General features: G+C 70.4%; 14 protein-coding genes. 8 read left to right on the top strand and 6 right to left on the bottom strand.

Annotation, left to right across the window (positions count from 1 at the left end; genetic code table 11):
• Positions 1-15 precede the first annotated feature (15 nt).
• The 7 genes from eno (at position 16) to ACYVOM_RS04445 (ending at position 6318) form a co-directional block, all read left to right on the top strand.
• The gene (eno, locus tag ACYVOM_RS04475) at positions 16-1299 is read left to right on the top strand and encodes a phosphopyruvate hydratase (RefSeq protein ID WP_460301915.1); all 1284 of its coding nucleotides are present in this window, start codon (positions 16-18) and stop codon (positions 1297-1299) included.
• Positions 1300-1386: 87 nt separating this feature from the next.
• Positions 1387-1722: an FtsB family cell division protein gene (locus tag ACYVOM_RS04470; RefSeq protein ID WP_460301914.1), complete on the top strand. Its 336-nt coding sequence runs from the start codon at positions 1387-1389 to the stop codon at positions 1720-1722.
• 29 nt (positions 1723-1751) lie between these two features.
• Positions 1752-2258 carry a DUF501 domain-containing protein gene (locus ACYVOM_RS04465; protein ID WP_460301913.1) on the top strand — a complete coding sequence of 169 codons (507 nt, stop codon included), beginning with the start codon at positions 1752-1754 and terminating at the stop codon, positions 2256-2258.
• A gap of 109 nt (positions 2259-2367) precedes the next feature.
• A complete protein-coding gene (locus ACYVOM_RS04460; protein ID WP_460301912.1) occupies positions 2368-3285 on the top strand; it encodes a Ppx/GppA phosphatase family protein in 918 nt (305 codons plus the stop codon).
• Positions 3286-3458: 173 nt separating this feature from the next.
• A complete protein-coding gene (locus tag ACYVOM_RS04455; RefSeq protein ID WP_460301911.1) occupies positions 3459-4076 on the top strand; it encodes a uracil-DNA glycosylase in 618 nt (205 codons plus the stop codon).
• Positions 4077-4342: 266 nt separating this feature from the next.
• Positions 4343-5446: a class I SAM-dependent methyltransferase gene (locus ACYVOM_RS04450; protein ID WP_460302346.1), complete on the top strand. Its 1104-nt coding sequence runs from the start codon at positions 4343-4345 to the stop codon at positions 5444-5446.
• A 92-nt stretch (positions 5447-5538) separates the two neighbouring features.
• Positions 5539-6318 (top strand): Bax inhibitor-1/YccA family protein, encoded by a 780-nt coding sequence (locus tag ACYVOM_RS04445; protein WP_460301910.1) that lies wholly within the window; start codon positions 5539-5541, stop codon positions 6316-6318.
• 64 nt (positions 6319-6382) lie between these two features.
• On the opposite strand, the gene ACYVOM_RS04440 is transcribed toward ACYVOM_RS04445, so the two are convergent.
• From ACYVOM_RS04440 to ACYVOM_RS04430, 3 genes are all read right to left on the bottom strand, one after another.
• A complete protein-coding gene (locus ACYVOM_RS04440) occupies positions 6383-7600 on the bottom strand; it encodes an acetyl-CoA C-acetyltransferase (protein ID WP_460301909.1) in 1218 nt (405 codons plus the stop codon).
• 99 nt (positions 7601-7699) lie between these two features.
• Positions 7700-9031, bottom strand: coding sequence for an outer membrane protein assembly factor BamB family protein (locus tag ACYVOM_RS04435; RefSeq protein WP_460301908.1), 1332 nt, complete (start codon positions 9029-9031; stop codon positions 7700-7702).
• A 92-nt stretch (positions 9032-9123) separates the two neighbouring features.
• Positions 9124-10116, bottom strand: a complete 993-nt coding sequence (locus ACYVOM_RS04430; RefSeq protein WP_460302345.1) for an SGNH/GDSL hydrolase family protein — start codon at positions 10114-10116, stop codon at positions 9124-9126.
• A 201-nt stretch (positions 10117-10317) separates the two neighbouring features.
• Between ACYVOM_RS04430 and ACYVOM_RS04425 the strand changes: the two genes are divergently transcribed.
• Positions 10318-11685 (top strand): cystathionine beta-synthase, encoded by a 1368-nt coding sequence (locus ACYVOM_RS04425; protein ID WP_460301907.1) that lies wholly within the window; start codon positions 10318-10320, stop codon positions 11683-11685.
• Here ACYVOM_RS04425 and ACYVOM_RS04420 read toward each other — a convergent pair.
• The 3 genes from ACYVOM_RS04420 to ACYVOM_RS04410 form a co-directional block, all read right to left on the bottom strand.
• Positions 11670-11858, bottom strand: a complete 189-nt coding sequence (locus ACYVOM_RS04420) for an ATP-binding protein (RefSeq protein ID WP_460301906.1) — start codon at positions 11856-11858, stop codon at positions 11670-11672. The genes ACYVOM_RS04425 and ACYVOM_RS04420 overlap by 16 nt on opposite strands.
• A gap of 181 nt (positions 11859-12039) precedes the next feature.
• Positions 12040-13860 (bottom strand): reverse transcriptase/maturase family protein, encoded by a 1821-nt coding sequence (locus ACYVOM_RS04415; protein WP_460301905.1) that lies wholly within the window; start codon positions 13858-13860, stop codon positions 12040-12042.
• A gap of 521 nt (positions 13861-14381) precedes the next feature.
• The gene (locus ACYVOM_RS04410) at positions 14382-14642 is read right to left on the bottom strand and encodes a hypothetical protein (RefSeq protein ID WP_460301904.1); all 261 of its coding nucleotides are present in this window, start codon (positions 14640-14642) and stop codon (positions 14382-14384) included.
• Positions 14643-14768: the final 126 nt, after the last annotated feature.

Raw genomic sequence — 14768 nt, 5'->3', positions numbered from 1 at the left:
AACAAGGAGTGCCACGTGTCTGCGATCGAGGCCGTACACGCCCGGGAGATCCTCGACTCCCGCGGCAACCCGACTGTCGAGGTCGAGATCCTGCTCGAAGACGGCACCCAGGCTCAGGCCGCCGTCCCGTCCGGCGCCTCGACCGGCCAGTTCGAGGCCGTGGAGCTGCGCGACGGCGGCGACCGCTACGGCGGCAAGGGCGTCCAGCAGGCCGTCGCGGCGGTCAACGACGTGATCGGCAAGGAGATCGTCGGCTACGACGCCGACGACCAGCGGATCATCGACCAGGTCATGATCGACCTGGACGGTACCCCCAACAAGGCCAAGCTCGGTGCGAACGCCATCCTCGGCGTCAGCCTCGCGGTCGCCAAGGCCGCCGCGGACTCCGCCGACCTCCCCCTGTTCCGCTACGTCGGCGGCCCGAACGCGCACGTGCTGCCGGTCCCGATGATGAACATCCTCAACGGCGGCGCCCACGCCGACACCAACGTGGACATCCAGGAGTTCATGATCGCGCCCCTCGGCGCGGCCACCTTCTCCGAGGGCCTGCGCTGGGGCGTCGAGGTCTACCACGCGCTGAAGTCCGTGCTGAAGGCCAAGGGCCTGAACACCGGCCTCGGCGACGAGGGCGGCTTCGCCCCCGACCTGCCCTCCAACCGCGAGGCGCTCGACCTCATCCTCGTCGCGATCGAGAAGGCCGGCCTGCGCGCGGGCCGCGACGTCGCCCTCGCCCTCGACGTGGCCGCCACCGAGTTCCACGCGAACGGCGCCTACACCTTCGAGGCGTCTTCCCGCTCCGCCGAGGAGATGGCGCAGTACTACGCCTCCCTCGTCGCCGACTACCCGCTGGTCTCCATCGAGGACCCGCTGGACGAGAACGACTGGGACGGCTGGAAGGCCCTCACCGACGCGATCGGGAGCAAGGTCCAGCTCGTCGGCGACGACCTCTTCGTCACCAACCCCGAGCGCCTGACGCGCGGTGTCCAGACGAGCACCGCCAACGCGCTGCTGGTCAAGGTCAACCAGATCGGCACGCTCACCGAGACCCTGGACGCGGTCACCCTCGCCCAGACCAACGGCTTCAAGTGCATGATGAGTCACCGGTCCGGTGAGACCGAGGACACCACGATCGCCGACCTCGCCGTCGCCACCAACTGCGGCCAGATCAAGACCGGCGCCCCCGCCCGCAGCGACCGGGTCGCCAAGTACAACCAGCTCCTGCGCATCGAGGAGCTGCTCGACGACGCGGCCCGCTACGCCGGCGCCGCGGCCTTCCCCCGATTCGGCCGGGAGGGCTAGATCAGCCCGAGGAGCAGTGCGCCAGCCCCCCGCGACAGCGCGGGGGGCCGGTCGCATCTGACCTCGCGGGCGGCGATCCTCGCGGTCGTGCTCTGCGCGATCGCGCTGAGCCTCGCCTACCCCGTCCGGGAGTACATCGCCCAGCGCTCCCAGATCTCCGCGCTCCAGAAGCGGGAGGCCGCCGCGCGCGAGGAGGTCGAGGAGCTCACCGCGCGCAAGTCGCGGCTCGGCGACCCCGACTACATCAAGGGCGAGGCCCGTCGGCGGCTGCACTACTGCGACCCCGGCGAGCAGTGCTTCGTCGTCCTGGACGGCGAGGGCGGCGCGTCCCAGTACGGTGGTGGAGAGCAGGAGCAGCGCAAGGCGCCGCCCTGGTACGAGACGCTGTGGGGGTCCGTCGAGGCCGCCGACGAGCGGCCGTAGCAACCCCACCACCTTGAGAAGGGCCCGCAGTGCAAGAGCGTGACGTCGCCGCCGTCCAGGCGCAGCTCGGCCGGGAGATCCGCGGCGCGGCGGAGGTCGCGCACCGCTGCCCGTGCGGCCTGCCGGACGTGATCGAGACCGCGCCCTACCTGGAGGACGGCTCGCCGTTCCCGACCCTGTACTACCTCACGTGCCCCAAGGCCGCCTCGGCCATCGGCCGGCTGGAGGAGCGCGGCGACATGCGCCGCATGCAGGAGCGCCTCGCCGAGGACCCGGAGCTGGCCGCCCGCTACCGGGCCGCCCACGAGGACTACAAGGCCCGCCGCGACAAGGCAGCCGAAGCCGCGGGCATGCCTTCGCTGCCCGAAGGCATGCAGACCGCCGGCGGCATGCCCGAGCGCGTCAAGTGCCTCCACGCCCTGGTCGGCCACGAACTCGCCGCCCCCGGCGCCAACCCCTTCGGCCGCGAGGCCCTCGACGAGCTCCCCGACTGGTGGCTCTCCGGCCCGTGCGTCCCGGACGCCGAACTGCCGTAGCCGGTCGGCCCCGCGGGTTCTCGGGCCGGGCCGCGCCCGGCTCCGGGACCGGTTACGCTGGCACGGTTGCCTGACGAGCCCTGAGCGGGCGAGGGCTGGGAGGCGCTTCATGACGCGGGTTGCCGCGATCGACTGCGGGACCAACTCGGTCCGGCTCCTCATCGCCGACGTGGGCGATGAGCTGAAGGACATCGAGCGCGAGATGCGCATCGTGCGGCTCGGCCAGGGCGTCGACCAGACGGGCGAGCTGGCTCCCGAGGCGCTGGAGCGCACCTTCAAGGAGATGCGCGGCTACGCCGGGCTCATCGAGCGGCACGGGGCCGAGAAGGTCAGGGTCGTGGCGACCAGCGCGACCCGCGACGCGCGCAACCGCGGCGACTTCGTCGCCGGGGTGAAGGAGATCTTCGGGGTCGAGCCCGAGGTCGTCTCCGGCGAGGAGGAGGCCGCGCTCTCCTTCACCGGCGCCACCGGCGAGCTCGCGGCCCTGCGCCCGCTGCGCCCCTACCTCGTGGTCGACATCGGCGGCGGCTCCACCGAGTTCGTCGTCGGCGCGAGCGGCGTGCAGGCGGCCAAGTCGGTCAACATGGGCTGCGTCCGGATGACCGAGCGGCACTTCAAGGGCGCGAACCCGCCCTCACCCGAGCAGATCGCCGCTGCCGTCGCCGACATCGACGCCCAGCTGGCGGCGGTCCGCGCCGAGGTGCCCGTCGGGGAGGCGCGCACGCTGGTCGGCCTCGCCGGTTCGGTGACCACGATCTCGGCGATCAACCTGGGCCTCGAAGAGTACGACTCCGAGCGCATCCACCTGTCCCGGATCACCGCCGCGCAGGTCCACGACATCACCCGCCGCCTGCTGAAGATGACGCACGACGAGCGGGCCGCGCTGGGCGTCATGCACCCCGGCCGGGTCGACGTGATCGGCGCGGGCGCGCTCATCCTGGACCGGATCATGCGCGAGTACGGGTTCGGCGCGGTCGTCGTCAGCGAGCACGACATCCTCGACGGCATCGCCTGGAGCCTCGCCTGAGCGGGCCGAACCCCCCGTTCGTCCCGCCCGGCACCGGGTGGCCGGAGGATCCCGCCACCCCCGCGACCCCCGTCGCGCGCGACGCCGCCGACGTCGCGGCACTGGCGCGCGGTGCCGCCGACCACGCGGAGCTGGAGGCCAGGCAGTCGGTCTGCCGGGCCTGTCCGCGGCTGGTGGAGTGGCGCGAGACCGTCGCGGTCGAGCGGCGCAGGTCGTTCCGCGACGAGCGGTACTGGGGCCGTCCCGTCCCCTCCTGGGGGGCCGAGGACGCGCCGATCCTCATCGTCGGGCTGGCCCCCGCCGCGCACGGCGGCAACCGGACCGGCCGGATCTTCACCGGCGACCGCTCCGGCGACTGGCTCTTCGCCTCGCTGCACCGGTGCGGCCTCGCCGAGAAGGCGACCAGCGTCCGGGCGGGCGACGGCCAGCGGCTGCTGCACACCCGGGTCGTCGCGACGGTGCTGTGCGCTCCGCCGGACAACAAGCCGCTGCCTTCCGAACGCGACGCGTGCCGTCCGTGGCTGGTGCGGGAGCTGGAGCTGACCCGCCCCAAGGTGATCGTGGTGCTCGGCGGCTTCGCCTGGCAGGCCCTGTGGCCCTCGCTGGCCGCGGCGGGCCTGCCCGTGCCGCGTCCGCGCCCCCGTTTCGGACACGGCGTGGAGGCCGTCGCGGGCGACGTGACGGTGCTGGGCTGCTACCACCCCTCGCAGCAGAACACGTTCACCGGGCGCGTCACCGAGGAGATGCTGGACACCGCGTTCCGGCGGGCCAGAGCCCTCGCCGGGCGGTGAGCCGGGATCGGGGGAGGTGGGACAGGACCGGGTTCAGCGGCTCGCCGCTGAACGCCCCCGTGGGGCCCTGTCCCTTCCCCACGAAGTGGGATGCCCCGCAGGCCCCATAGGTTTGCGGTTTCCAAGGATTTTTCCCGTCCCGATTCGGCCGCCGGACCCGTGGCGCACGGCACACCCGTCCTGCGGCGCGCGGGGTAGGGGGCCCGGGGTACGGGTCGGACTGCCTAGGATCGGCGGTGCGCCGACGGGTGGAAGGGGACGTGAGCATGGGGGACGGGGTCGCGGGGCGGCTGGAGCCGCTGCTGGTCCGGCTGCTGGGACCGGAGCCGCCCGTCCGGGTCAGGGCCTGGGACGGCAGCGAGACCGGGCCGCGGGACGCGCCGGCGTTCGTCATCCGGGACCGCAGGGCGCTGCGGCGGCTGCTGTGGAAGCCGGGCGAGGTCGGTCTCGTGCGCGCGTTCGTCGCCGGGGAACTCGACATCGAGGGCGACGTCTACGCCGCGCTCGGCGCGCTCCAGCGGGTGCTGCGCCGCGGCGACGAGCCGATCGCGCTGAGCGCCGACGACAAGCGGGAGATCGTGCGGACCGCGGTGATGCTCGGCGCGGTCGGCCCCGAGCCGAAGGCGCCCCCAGAGGAGGACGGCGGCGGCCTGATGGCCGAGACGTCCGCCGCGCTGTACGGCCGGATGACGGGGGAGGGCCGCGGCACCGCCGTGGGCAGGTGGGACGGCGCGGGCCGCCTGGCCGAGGCGCAGGAGGCCGACGCCCGGGATCTCGCGGCCCGGATCGCGCCCCGGCCCGGCGAGTCGGTCCTGGAAATGAACGCGGGGTTCGCGGTGTTGTCCGGGGTACTCGCCGTCGATCATCCGGAAGTGGAGGTGACCGCGGTCACCCCGTTCCCCGAGCGGGCCGCCCCCGGCGTCGTCCTGGAGCCGGAGTTCCCCGCGGACGCCGTCGCGAGGTACGACGCGGTCGTCTCCGCGGCCGGGACCACCCCCGTGCACCGCGAACTCGACCGGATCGTCAAGGCCCTGCGGCCGAGCGGGCGGCTGCTGGCCCGCCAGACCGTGCACCGGCCCGACGCCCTGCGCAGGCCCTTCACCAGCGACTACGTCTACGGCAAGGGCGGCGAGACGCCCACGCTGGGCGAGTTCACCGGTCTGCTGGACGCCGTCGGCCTCGAGGTGCGCGGGGTGCGGGCCCTGCGCGAGGAGTACGCGCGGACGCTGCGCGCCTGGGCGGAGAACCTCGCCGGCCCCGGGCCCGAGGACGGGATCGCCCGCGTCTGGTCGCTGCACCTCGCCACTACCGCGCTGGCGTGTGAGAACGGCAGAATCGGCGTGTACGAGGTCGAGGCCGTGCTCCGCTGACCACTACCGTTGAAGAAGATCGCCCCGAAACGGAACGATAGTCGGGCACCGTCCGTCTATGAGATGAAGAAGTACGACTGCTGGAGGCAGTGATGGAGAGCAGGAACCCCGTGTTCCGCAAGATCGGGGAGCAGGCACGGACGGGTTACACGCCCTCACCCGCCGAGCTCCAGGGTATGTACGACCAGCCGGCCTACGCGCCCCCGGCCGAGCGGCCCATGACGATCGACGACGTCGTCATGAAGGGTTTCGCGAGCTTCGGCGTGCTGGCCCTCACCGGCACCGCGGCCTGGGTGCTCAACCTCGGCTTCGGCGTCGCGATGGTGGCCGTCCTCGCCGCCTTCGGCATCGGCCTGTACCTGAGCTTCAGCGGCAAGTCCAGCGGGCCGCTGACCCTCGCCTACTCGGCGCTGTACGGCATCGCGATCGGCACGATCAGCCACGCCTACAACGACTTCTACAACGGCATCGTCCTGCAGGCGGTCCTCGGCACCGCCCTCGCGTTCGGCGCCGTCCTCGCCGTCTACGCGCTGCGCATCATCCGCGTGACGCCGAAGTTCACCCGCTTCGTGATCGCTGCGGGCTTCGGCCTCGTCGGCCTGATGCTGGTCAACCTCATCGCCGGCTTCTTCGTCGACGGCGGCCTCGGCATCCGCGAGTACGGCTTCCTCGGCATCGCGTTCAGCGTCGCGGCGATCCTCATCGGCTGCTTCTTCCTGATGCTCGACTTCGACATGGTCGAGCGCGGCATCCAGGCGGGCGTCCCCGCCAAGTTCGCGTGGGCCTGCGCCTTCGCGATCACCAGCAGCCTCGTCTGGATCTACCTGGAGATCCTGCGCCTCCTGGCCATCCTCCAGGGCGGCGACGACTGACCGGCCACCCGCTCATGACGAAGGCCCCGGCGCTTCCCGCGCCGGGGCCTTCGTCATGCCGCCGCTAGCTCAGGCGCTCCAGGACCATGGCCATGCCCTGGCCGCCGCCGACGCACATCGTCTCCAGGCCGAACTGCTTGTCGTGGAACTTCAGCCCGTTGATGAGGGTGCTGGTGATGCGGGCGCCCGTCATGCCGAACGGGTGGCCGATGGCGATGGCGCCGCCGTTGACGTTGAGCTTGTCGTAGTCGACGCCGAGCTCGTCGGCCGACGGCAGGACCTGCGCGGCGAACGCCTCGTTGATCTCCACGAGGTCGATGTCGCCGATCGTCATCCCGGCCAGCGCGAGGGCCTTGCGGCTCGCCTCGACCGGGCCGAGGCCCATGATCTCCGGCGACAGCCCGCTGACGCCGGTGCTGACGACCCGGGCCAGCGGCGTGATGCCGAGCTCGGCCGCCTTGGTGTCGCTCATGACGACGAGCGCCGCGGCCCCGTCGTTGAGCGGGCAGCAGTTGCCCGCGGTGACCGTGCCGTCGGGGCGGAACACCGGCTTGAGCTGGGACACCGCCTCGTAGGTGGTGCCCGCGCGGGGGCCGTCGTCGGTGCTCGCGACGGTGCCGTCGGGCAGCGTGACGGGGGTGATGTCGCTCGCCCAGAAGCCGTTCGCGATGGCCTTCTCGGTGAGGTTCTGGGAGCGGACGCCGAACTCGTCCTGCCGCTGCCGGGACACGCCCTTCAGCCGCGCGACGTTCTCGGCGGTCTGCCCCATCGCGATGTAGACGTCGGGCAGCAGCCCTTCGGCCCGCGGATCGGTCCAGTCCCTGCCGCCCTCGGCGAGCACCGCGGTGCGCGCGTCGGCGTCGGCGAAGAGCGGGTTGGTGGTGCCCTTCGGGCCGTCGGACGAGCCGAACGCGAACCCGCTGACGTGCTCGACGCCCGCCGAGACGATGACGTCGGCCTCGCCGGAGCGGATCGCGTGCAGCGCCATGCGGGTCGTCTGCAGCGACGACGAGCAGTACCGGGTGACGGTCGCGCCCGGGACGGTGTCGAGGCCGAGCAGGACGGCGACGACGCGGCCCATGTTGTAGCCCTGACGGCCGCCGGGCAGGCCGCAGCCGAGCAGGAGGTCGTCGATGGTGGTCGGGTCGAGCTGCGGGACCTTGTCCAGCGCCGCCTTGACCATGGTGGCGGCGAGGTCGTCCGCGCGGAGGTCCTTCAGGGACCCCTTGAACGCGCGGCCGATCGGGGATCGGGCGGTGGCGACGATGACAGCCTCGGGCATTGATGCCTCTTTCCTCGGACCGGGACGGGTAGCCTCAAGTTACCTACCCGTCAGTTCTTAGTCCGTCTCCAGGCGCCGATCCAGAGAACGGTGTGCGGGTCAGCGCCCGTACATACCTGGAATTGTGCCTCCGCCGTCATTGACGCCGTGCAGCGCCCCCTTCTCATCGCGCCAGACGCGCCAGCCGTCCTTCGCGCCGGTGTACCAGGACGGCGGCGGAACGGTCTGGTCGGCGGCGCGGCGGCCTTCGGCGACCTCGTACGGGCAGAGGGAGGCCGTCGGGTAGAAGCCCTTGAGCCCGCCCTTCAGCTTCAGCACGGCGGGTTCGACGGTGCAGAAGCCCCACGTGCGCATCCCGTCGGCGTTGACGGCGTTGCCCTTGAGCAGCGAGTAGGCGGTGCCCTGGCGGCGTCCGGCGAGGAATCCGACGTATCCGAGGTCGTCGGAGAACGACAGCCACCACGGCGTGTCCTGCGGCAGCGCGGAGGCGGGCACGATCGGGCCCTTCGCCCCGGTCTTCGGGTCGAGCCGGGTGAAGCCGCCGTACGCGCCGCGCTTGCCGAGTTCGCGGCCGACGAGCGCGACGGCGGGGCTCGCGCTGGGGTGGACGCGCAGCATGCCGGGCCGCGTCCAGATCCGGCGGCCGTCGGTGAGGCGCAGCGCGAAGTACCCGAACGACGTCAGGCGCGCGCCCTTGCGGTTCGGGCCGACGTAGCCGAGGAGCATCCCGTGCGCGATGCCGGACGCCCATCCGCCGTCGAGGTCGGCGTCGGGCCCGACGGCGGCGGCGAGCGGGAACGCCCACTCGCGGACGCCGGTGACGGCCCCGTAGGCGGCGACCGACGGGCGCGCGGTCCGGCGCAGCAGCACGAGCCGGTCGGCGTCGGCGTGCTGGACCTCCGCGACGCCGGGCACCCGCCACAGCGGTCGCCCGGTCGCCCCTTCGAGGACGGTGAACCGGGCCTTGGCGTTGCCCGCGTCCTCGGTGAGGCAGACGTTCGGGCCGCACTCGGCGGGCCCGAACGTGGAGGTGACGGGCCTGGCCCACCGCTCCAGCCCGTCGCGCGCTTCCCGCGCGACCAGCGCCTTCCTGCCGCCTCCGCGCGGCTCCACCGCGACCACGAGGTCGCCGACGATGGCGGGAGGCTGGACACCCAGCACGTTCGGCCGCCCCGCCATGGTGGCCCGCTCCGTCCACAGCGGCGCGCCGGTGGCGATGTCGTGCACGACGGTCCGCAGCGCGCCCCGCTCGCCGAGCGCGGTGGCGGCGGCGACACCACCGCCCGTCATCGGCCGGCTGACGACGTTGACCTGGGGGTCCGACCAGCGCGTGATGCGGGGGATGTCGTCGCCGCCCTCCTTGGGCGCCGAGCACCCCGGCAGCAGCGCGGCGGCGGACAGCACGCACAGCGCCCGCCTGAGTATTGCCACTTTCGGTGCCTGGACGGCGTCGGAGAGTGTCGGGAGGTGAGCGCGGGCGGCCATTGCTGGTACTCCGAAAGGGTGCGGGGCCCGAGCGGGACTCAGGCCATGCCGGGCGCGACCTCCGGCAGGCTCGGGCCGGAGGGGCGGGGACGGGCGGGAGCCGCTGTCCTGCGGCGCAGCAGCGTGACCCAGCGGGGGGCGCCGTCGCCACGCGCGGCGACCTCGGTGCCCGGCTTCTCGGCGGCCGAGGCCGCGGCGAGGTAGATGGGCAGGACTCCCTCGGCGAACCGGTCCTCGGGTTCGAGGTCCAGTGCGGCCGTCACCGACGGTAGCAGGGCCGCCGCTGCCGCGCCGTAACCTCGCGCGGACGGGTGGTAGCGGTCCGCGGAGAAGAACTCGCCGGGCTCGCGGGCGAAGTCGCGGCCGAGGAGGTCGCCGAGCGACACCGAGCGGCCTCCGGCGCGCACCACCACCACGGTCTGCGCCGCGGCGAGCTGCCGGCTGGTGCGCTGCGCGATCCAGCGCAGCGGCTGGAGCAAGGGCTCGACCGAGCCCAGGTCGGGACAGGTGCCCACGACGACCTGCGCGCCCGCCGCGACGAGCCGCGAGACGCAGCGCTCAAGGTGCCGGACGGACTCGGCGGCGGGGACCCGCGCCGTCACGTCGTTCGCGCCGATCATGATGACGGCTATGTCGGGCACCTCGGCGAGCGCCTTCGTGGTCTGCTCCTCCAGCGCCGCCGACCGGGATCCGGACACCGCGACGTTCGTCAGCCGCACGGGCCGTCCCGCGCTCGCCGACAGCCCCGCGGCGAGCAGGCCCGCGGCGGTGTCGTCGGGCGCGACGACGCCGATGCCCGCGGCCGTGGAGTCGCCGAGCATCGTGAAGGAGAGGGGCTCACCGGGCAGGTGGGCGCCGTAGAGGCCGTCGGTGAAGGGCGGGATGAAGGCCGCCGAGCCCTGGATGATCTTCCGGGCGGCCTTGGCCTCGGCGACGAGCAGCCCGAAGGTCAGCCCGCCCAGCACGGTCAGGCCCCCGCTCCCGAATGCCGCCGCCGTCACGATCCGGCGGGTCGTCAGCGCCCTCAGCATGTGCTCGCTCACCCCTGACGAACTGCGTTAGTGTCGTTTCGGAATCTATCCGAGGCGTCCGGGGGCTCGGAGGCTCCATTGCCGGACGAAACAGTGTCGAAACACCGAAGTTATTCCCTTAATTCGGTCATTTCAGACATTAATCGACGGGCCCGGGGGCGCGCTGTGGCGTCTCCCACAGTGTCCGCAAGGGGGATCCAAGTGCAGGTACACGACTCTCTCGTCTCGCTCATCGGCGACACCCCGCTCGTTCGGCTGCGGAACGTCAGCGAAGGCGTCCGGGGCCAAGTGATCGCCAAGGTCGAGTACATGAACCCGGGCGGCTCGGTGAAGGACCGGATCGCGGTGAAGATGATCGACGCGGCCGAGGCCTCGGGCGCGCTCAAGCCCGGCGGCGTCATCGTCGAGCCGACCTCCGGCAACACCGGCGTCGGCCTCGCCCTCGTCGCCCAGGAACGCGGCTACCGGTGCGTCTTCGTGGTGCCCGACAAGGTGGCGTCCGACAAGGTGAACGTCCTGCGCGCCTACGGGGCCGAGGTCGTCGTCTGCCCGACCGCCGTCGCGCCCGACCACCCCGACTCCTACTACTCGGTGTCCGACAGGCTCGCCGCCGAGATCCCCGGCGCCTGGAAGCCCGACCAGTACGCCAACCCCGGCAACCCGGCCTCCCACTACGAGTCCACCGGTCCGGAGATCTGGGCGCAGACCGACGGGCGGGTCACCCACTTCGTCGCCGGGATCGGCACCGGCGGCACCATCTCCGGCGCGGGCCGGTACCTCAAGGAGGTCTCCGGCGGCCGGGTCCAGGTCATCGGGGCCGACCCCGAAGGCTCGGTCTACTCCGGCGGCTCCGGGCGTCCCTACCTCGTCGAGGGCGTCGGCGAGGACATCTGGCCCGACACCTACGACCGGGACGTCTGCGACGAGATCATCGCCGTCTCCGACAAGGACAGCTTCGCCATGACCCGCCGCCTCGCCCGCGAGGAGGGGCTCCTGGTCGGCGGCTCGTGCGGCATGGCCGTCGTCGCGGCGCTGCGGGCCGCCGCGAAGGCCGGGCCGGACGCGGTCGTCGTCGTCCTGCTGCCGGACGGCGGGCGCGGCTACCTCTCCAAGATCTTCAACGACGAGTGGATGCGCGACTACGGCTTCCTCACCCCCGCGACGGGTGAGGCCACCGTCGGCGACGTGCTGGCCACCAAGGGCGGTGAACTCCCCGAATTCGTGCACGCCCATCCTTATGAGACGGTGCACGCCGTCATCGAACTCATGCGCGAATACGAGGTCTCCCACATTCCCGTCATGAAGGAGGAACCGCCCGTCATGGCCGCCGAGGTCGTCGGCTCCATCAGCGAGAAGGACCTCCTGGCCCTCCTCGTCGCGGGCAAGGCCCGTCCGGAGGACCCGCTGTCCCGGCACATGTCGGACCCGCTGCCGACCCTCGGCTCGGGCGACTCGGTGGCCCGCGCCGTCGAGATCCTGGAGCGCAACGGCGCCGCCGTGGTGCTCGTCGACGGCAAGCCCAAGGGCATGCTCACCCGCCAGGACCTCCTCACCTACCTGGCCGCCTGAGCCGCCTCCCCGGGCCAGGGCACCGTCGCGTAGGTCCACTTCCCGTGCGGCGCGGGCCGCACCCCGTAGGCCGTCGCGAACGCGGCGACCAGGTGCAGCCCGCGCCCGCACTCGTCGTCGAGGGTGAGCGGCCGGACCGCCGGCAGCGCGGGCGCCGCGTCCCACACCTCCACGGTGACGCCCCCGAGCCCCTCGCGCAGGACCCGCAGGTGGAAGCGCGCCCCGGGGATGCCCGCCGAGGCGTTCAGTACCGGTAGGCCACTGGCGAGGTGCCGTTCTTGTGATCGGTCCTTTTCCAGTGGCCCCCGGCCCGAACCGGACGTGCACCTTTCGATGCATCCGGCTCTCCAGCGGTCACTGCGTGAGCTTTTCCGAGGGTCGGCCTTTGTGGATCTGTTCATGGCAGGCGGCGCAGGTGATCAGGGTTTTGCGTCGCATTTTCGCCATGAGTTCATCCCACGCGGGACGCGGGTTTCCGCCGTCGAGTTCTGCAAGACTTCGGATCTGGTGGGTTTCCACCGCTCCGGATTTCAGGCAGAGTTCACATTTTCCGACTCGGAGGCGTTCGATGAGCTGTTTGCCTCTGCGTCGGGAGAGCGGAGATCCCGGCTGGTCATCGAGGACCAGGTACTTCCGTCGGATGAGTGGAATTCCACCGTACCGTGCAACCAGCGGCTTCTGCCCCGCTCGTTCCAGCCTGGCTTCGAAGCACCGGCGTTTCCCATAGGGAGTCATGACGGTCGCCATGTGTTTCCGCGCCGTCTTCGTCACCGTTGTTCCATGCTTCGCTGCCAGGGTTTTCAGGAGCGAGGTCAGCATGACCCAGTTGAGTCTGTCAAATCTCCAGACGTCTGCTGCCATCATGTAGTACTGGACGATGCCCCGGTATTCGGCACCGAACCTGCCGACCAGGTCGTGGTCGCTCAGGTTCCTCATATGATCCAGGTGCCAGGGTTTCCCGTGTTTCAGGTAAGGCTCGCATTTTGCCTTGAGCACCGAGAGCGGCACGCGCAGGCCGATCTTCCCGTTGACGGCGCGTAGACCGCGGTCTACGCGTCCTCCACGAGATATCTTGCCGTTGGCGTACTGGACGGTGATCTCATAGCCGAGGAAATGAGCCGCGCCAGTCTGGGCGTGGGTGATCAGCGTCTTTTGTTCGTTGAGTTCCAGTCCGAGTTCTTCGTGCAGGAATTCGGCGATCCGCTGTTTGATCTCCAGGGCTTCGGATTTCGGTCCGGTGAAGCCGAGAAGGTGGTCGTCCGCGTATCGGATGTACCGGAGTCTCCTGTATCCGGGATCGTTCGGATCGCCGGCCGGAAGAGTGCGGAGCTCTTGACGGAGCCTTCGCACTTCTGCGGTCTCTTGTCGCTCTTTCCTGTAGGCATTGCGTTTCCGGACGCGGTTGATCTCATTCTCGACCGCGTGGTAGGCCGGGTTTTTGGCCCTGGCCCTGCCGCGCGTGTATTCCGGGATCAGGATTGTCTCGACATACCTGTCCAGCCGGTCCAGGTAGATGTTGGACAAGAGTGGAGAGAGCACGCCTCCTTGCGGAGCGCCCGAGAGGGCTCCATGCCATCTCCAGTCTTCGAGATATCCCGCCTTCAGCATCTGTTCGATGAGGCGCAGGAAACGGTTATCGTGGATCTGCTCCCGAAGGATCGAGAGCATGACCTGATGGTCGAGCGTCCCGAAGCAATCAGAGATATCTCCTTCGATGAACCATTTCGTCCCCGTCCAGTTCATGTTCACCTCGGACAATGCCGTGTGACATCCCCGTGCGGGGCGGAAACCATGTGAGCGGCCAGAGAATCGTGGTTCGTAGTACGCTTCCAGAAGGAGGCGGATCACTTCACCGACGATCTTGTCCGACCAGGACGGCAATCCGAGCGGACGTCGTCTCCCGTTCCTTTTCGGGATGTAAACGCGCCGGACGGGCTTGAATCGGTAGCGTTCATGACGGATCGCGTCGATGATCGCTCCGATCTTTGCTTGTGACATGCCATCTGCGGTTTCCCCGCAGGCCCCGGGAGTCATCGCCCCACGATTGGAGTAGATACGCCCGTAGGCCATGAGATACAGGTGCGGGTTGAACAGTTGCCGATAGATCTCCTCACACGGCAGGCCACGCCTGCCGCGCTCACGCAGGACGTCCAGGACTGTTTCGGCACTCTGCATTACGCATACCTCCCAGCAGTGGACTTCCGGACCGCCTGACTTCCTTCGCCCTGTGAACGGATTTCCCGTTCCCCTTGGCAGGTCGTGACTCCTGCGACTACTACGAAGTCTCCGTCACCATAGGGCTCGCGCCCCTTAGGCGATCCCGTGTTCGTCTCTGTCATACGTGTCTAGCACGACTTAGGCGCCCCATTCATCTCCTTGAATTCCCTCGCTGGGAATCGCTCCCTCCCCGAAGGTTGTGCCATAACGCAGTTAATCCAGCACAGGGGAAGGCATCGGTGTCAGGCACGATTTCCGATGGATGCGACACGTTTCATCGACTGGAGATCGGGGTTCAGCCAATACAGGTTTCGCCTTATCGCACGGGCCCCTCAACGCATCGTTCCCATGCCTGGACACGACCGTTGATTTCCTGGCATGCTATGGTCCCTTTTGCCCTTTCGAGCTCCGGTAAGCCATCAGGCCCAGAAACCTCCCTTCAGTTCCTCCCGGCTGCGCCGGGGATATGACAGAGCGCCTCACGGCGCACCCGCGTTCGTGGCCAGCTCCGACACCACGAGCGCCAGCTCGTCGCTGCTCCCGGCGTCGCCTCCTCGCACGCTCACCGCCGCGACGGCCGCCCGCCGCGCGATCGCCACCGCCCCCGGCGAGGCGAGGAACCCGCCGTCGAACAGCGTGTCCCCCGTGGGCGGAAGGGGCGGCTGGACGGGCTGGACGGGCGGCCCGGAACGGGGCGGGAAAGGGCCGGAAGCGTTGCGTCCGGCGTCGTCAAATGTCATGTGAACTCCAGGGTGTGGCGTTTCGGATTTCTGCCACCAAAGCCTGGGCCATCGAATTACGCTCAGGGAGCCGGACGGATGGTGACCGGCCGAACACCCACTGAGGGGGCGGTGAGATGTCCCAAA

It is taken from the genome of Actinocorallia aurea (assembly GCF_054783995.1).
The sequence above is the reverse complement of the archived record's forward strand: the minus strand, read 5'-3'. Positions and strand labels throughout refer to the sequence as shown.

Excerpts from the sequence above, each read along its gene's own strand:
- ACYVOM_RS04460 (WP_460301912.1), top strand. The coding sequence starts at position 2,368 with ATGACGCGGGTTGCCGCGATCGACTGCGGGACCAACTCGGTCCGGCTC.
- ACYVOM_RS04450 (WP_460302346.1), top strand. The coding sequence starts at position 4,343 with ATGGGGGACGGGGTCGCGGGGCGGCTGGAGCCGCTGCTGGTCCGGCTG.
- ACYVOM_RS04445 (WP_460301910.1), top strand. The coding sequence starts at position 5,539 with ATGGAGAGCAGGAACCCCGTGTTCCGCAAGATCGGGGAGCAGGCACGG.
- ACYVOM_RS04440 (WP_460301909.1), bottom strand. The coding sequence starts at position 7,600 with ATGCCCGAGGCTGTCATCGTCGCCACCGCCCGATCCCCGATCGGCCGC.
- ACYVOM_RS04430 (WP_460302345.1), bottom strand. The coding sequence starts at position 10,116 with ATGCTGAGGGCGCTGACGACCCGCCGGATCGTGACGGCGGCGGCATTC.
- ACYVOM_RS04415 (WP_460301905.1), bottom strand. The coding sequence starts at position 13,860 with ATGCAGAGTGCCGAAACAGTCCTGGACGTCCTGCGTGAGCGCGGCAGG.
- ACYVOM_RS04410 (WP_460301904.1), bottom strand. The coding sequence starts at position 14,642 with ATGACATTTGACGACGCCGGACGCAACGCTTCCGGCCCTTTCCCGCCC.